Genomic DNA, 3,130 nt, shown 5'->3' on the forward strand with positions numbered 1-3,130 from the left:
GAAGCGCAGGTTGTCACCAAGCTGGATGAGCTGGCGGGCCTGTTCGAACGTTTCGCATGATTGCACCATCTCTGGGAGGAGAGAGCATGTTCAAGACCTTGAAGGCCGTGCTTCTGGCGGCGGCCTGCGTCCCGGCCCTGGCCTCGGCGCAGGATCTGGATACCATGTCGCCCGCCGAACTGTACGAGCTGGCCAAGACGGAAAAGACCGTCACCGTCTTCTCGCTGTCCAGCCGGATTGCCCGGGTGGAAAAGGCCTTTGAAGAGGCCTATCCCGGTGTCGATCTTGTCGGAATCGACCTCAGCTCGGCCAAGCAGATTGCCCGGGTCGAGGCCGAACAGCAGGCCGGCGTCTATGCGGTCGATGTCCTTTACATGGCCGATGCGCCGGTGGTGCTGCGCGACCTGCTGGCCAAGGGCCGGGTGCACACCTATGTGCCGCCCCGCGTGGCCGACCAGATCGAGGATCGGTTCAAGGCACCGCTGCTGGTGCACCGCCTTTCGACCAAGGTGCTGATGTACAATGAACAGGCCTATCCCGATGGCAGCCCGATCACCAACCTGTGGCAGTTGACCCTGCCGGAATGGTCGGGCCGGGTGATGATGGTGGACCCGACCCAGCGGGGCGAGCTGCTGGACCTGCTGACCGTGATCGCGCTGCACCCCGATGAAATGGCCGCCGCCTACAAGGCGCAGTTCGGCAGCGACATCACGGTCGACAGCGACCTGACCGGCGCGGGCGAACAGTTCATCCGCAACCTGTTCCTGAACGATCTGGTTCTGGTGTCGAACAGCGACGATCTGAACAAGGCCGTCGGCACCAAGGATGCGACCAATCCGCCGGTCGGCTTCGGCACCTATTCCGACCGCCGCGACAACGAGGACGAGGGTTGGGCGCTGCAGGTCGCCAACAACGTCGAACCGGCAAACGGTATCCTGTTCCCTGCGGTGCTTGCGGTGGCCGACAAGGCGCCCAGCCCGGCTGCGGCGCGGCTGCTGATCGACTTCATGTTCGGCGACGACAGCGCCGATGGCGGGGCGGCCTTCGCGCCCTTCAACGTGCCGGGCGATTACGCCACCCGCTCGACCATCGCCGATGACCCGGATTCGGTGCCGCTGGAAGGGCTGAAGGCCTGGACCATCGACACCGAGGCCGTGGCCGCGAACAGGGCCCGGATCGCAGATCTGATCATCACCCTGCAATGATGCACGGCCGGCGCGGCCCCCGTGGCCGCGCCCGCTGCCTGGCCATTCGCCCGCCCGCCCGTCTGCCCGCCCGTCTGCCGGAGATTTCCCCATGTCGATGCCTGACATTGCCGCGCCGGCACGGCGCAGGCTTCTGACCGCACGCCGGCTGGTGCCGCTGCTGATGATCGTGATCGTCAGTGTTCTGGTTCTGGCGCCGCTGTTGCGGATTCTGCTGGCCACGCTGTCGCCTGCCGGGCTGGACGCCTGGGGCGCCATTCTGGCCAGCCCGATGTCGCCGAACCTGTGGTGGCGGCCGCTGATGAATACCCTGATCCTGGGCCTGGGCGTTTCAGCCGGGTGTCTGCTGCTGGGGGGCTTCACCGCCTGGCTGGTGGTGATGACCGATGTGCCGGGCCGCCGGGTGCTGGGCGTTCTGCACACGCTGCCCTTCATGATCCCCAGCTTCGCCGCCGCGCTGGCCTGGGGCACGCTGTTCCGCAACAGCCGCATGGGCGGGTCATCAGGGTTCTTCGAGGCCAATGGCTTCATCATCCCCGACTGGCTGGCCTGGGGCATTGTGCCGGTGCTGATCGTTCTGATCGCGCATTACTATTCCCTTGCCTTCACCATCATCGCCGCCGCGCTGTCTTCTGTCGGGGCCGATCTGGTGGAAGCCGCCCAGATGACCGGCGCGCGGCGGTCCCGCATCTTTTTCGGGATCGTGCTGCCGGTGGTGACGCCCGCACTGGTTTCGGCCGCCTCGCTGACGCTGGCAGGGGCCGTGGCGAACTTTGCCGCCCCTGCCCTGCTGGGCCTGCCCGTGCGGATGCAAACCCTGTCAACCCGGCTGTTCGGCATGATCGAAATCGGTCAGGCCGAGCGGGGCTTCGTGCTGGCCCTGTTGCTGATCCTGGTCAGCGGCGTGTTCCTGTTCCTGTCCGACCGTCTGGTATCCGGGCGCAAGGCATTCGTGACGGTTACAGGCAAGGGCGGGCGCACCCGTCGCTTTCCCTTGGGCAAATGGCGCTGGCCGCTGTTTGTCGCGGGGTTCGGGCTGGCTTTCGTGACCACGGTGGTGCCGGTCGTGGTGCTTGTCGCCTCAAGCCTGGCACCGCAAACCGGGGCGCTGTTTTCCAACTGGACGCTGCACTTCTGGCTGGGCGAAGGCGGCGGGCAGATCGCGCAGGGCACGGCCGGCATCTTCCACAACCCGGTGCTGATCGGCGCGCTGCTGAACACGCTCAAGCTGGGGGTTGTGGTGGCACTCTTGTCCATGGTGCTGGGGCTGGCGCTGGCCCATACCATCACCCGCAACAAGGGCACCGCGCTGGCCAATGTCCTCAGCCAGTTGGCCTTCCTGCCGCTGCTGATCCCCTCCATCGCCTTTGCGGCGGCCTATATCGCCCTTTTTGGCGCACCGCTCGGGCCGCTGCCTTCGCTTTACGGCACCTTCACCCTGCTGGTGATCGCGGCCGCCGCCCATAACCTGCCCTATGCGGTGCAGGCCGGGCGGTCGGTGCTGGGGCAGATCTCCACCGATCTTGAAGAAAGCGCCCGGCTGACCGGGGCCAGCCCGCTGCGGCGGATGTGGGCCATCGTCTTTCCGCTGGCGATCCGGGGCCTTCTGGCCGGGGCGATCCTGGTCTTCGTCAAGATGGTCCGCGACCTGTCGCTGGTGGTGCTGCTGTTCAGCGCAACCTCTCCCGTCCTTTCGATGGTGGCGTATCGCTATGCCGCCGAAGGGTTCATGCAATTCGCCAATGCCATCACCGTTCTGATCCTGGTGATCTGTCTGGTCGCCTCGCTGATCGCGCAGGCCCTGCAGGCACGGGTGCAGAAATGGAAGGAGTAAAGATCATGGCCCAGGCTGCCATTCAGGATGCCATCCGCATCACCCATCTCGAAAAGGCCTTTGGAAAGTTCACCGCCATACCGGATCTGAC

At 65.7% G+C, this 3,130-nt stretch carries 2 protein-coding genes; both read left to right on the forward strand.

Going from position 1 to position 3,130, the window contains the following annotated elements; translation table 11 throughout:
- The first annotated feature begins 86 nt into the window (after nt 1-86).
- On the forward strand, nt 87-1,205 hold the full coding sequence (locus tag C5F44_RS17540) for an ABC transporter substrate-binding protein (RefSeq protein ID WP_107674929.1): 1,119 nt from the start codon (nt 87-89) through the stop codon (nt 1,203-1,205).
- A 91-nt stretch (nt 1,206-1,296) separates the two neighbouring features.
- Nucleotides 1,297-3,039, forward strand: a complete 1,743-nt coding sequence (locus C5F44_RS17545) for an ABC transporter permease (protein ID WP_219908703.1) — start codon at nt 1,297-1,299, stop codon at nt 3,037-3,039.
- Nucleotides 3,040-3,130: the final 91 nt, after the last annotated feature.

The sequence above is a fragment of the Fuscovulum blasticum DSM 2131 genome, from assembly GCF_003034965.1.
GTDB lineage: Bacteria > Pseudomonadota > Alphaproteobacteria > Rhodobacterales > Rhodobacteraceae > Pseudogemmobacter > Pseudogemmobacter blasticus.

What these genes read in the sequence shown, in the direction of transcription:
- C5F44_RS17540 (WP_107674929.1), top strand. Translation starts at nt 87, where the DNA reads ATGTTCAAGACCTTGAAGGCCGTGCTTCTGGCGGCGGCCTGCGTCCCG.
- C5F44_RS17545 (WP_219908703.1), top strand. Translation starts at nt 1,297, where the DNA reads ATGTCGATGCCTGACATTGCCGCGCCGGCACGGCGCAGGCTTCTGACC.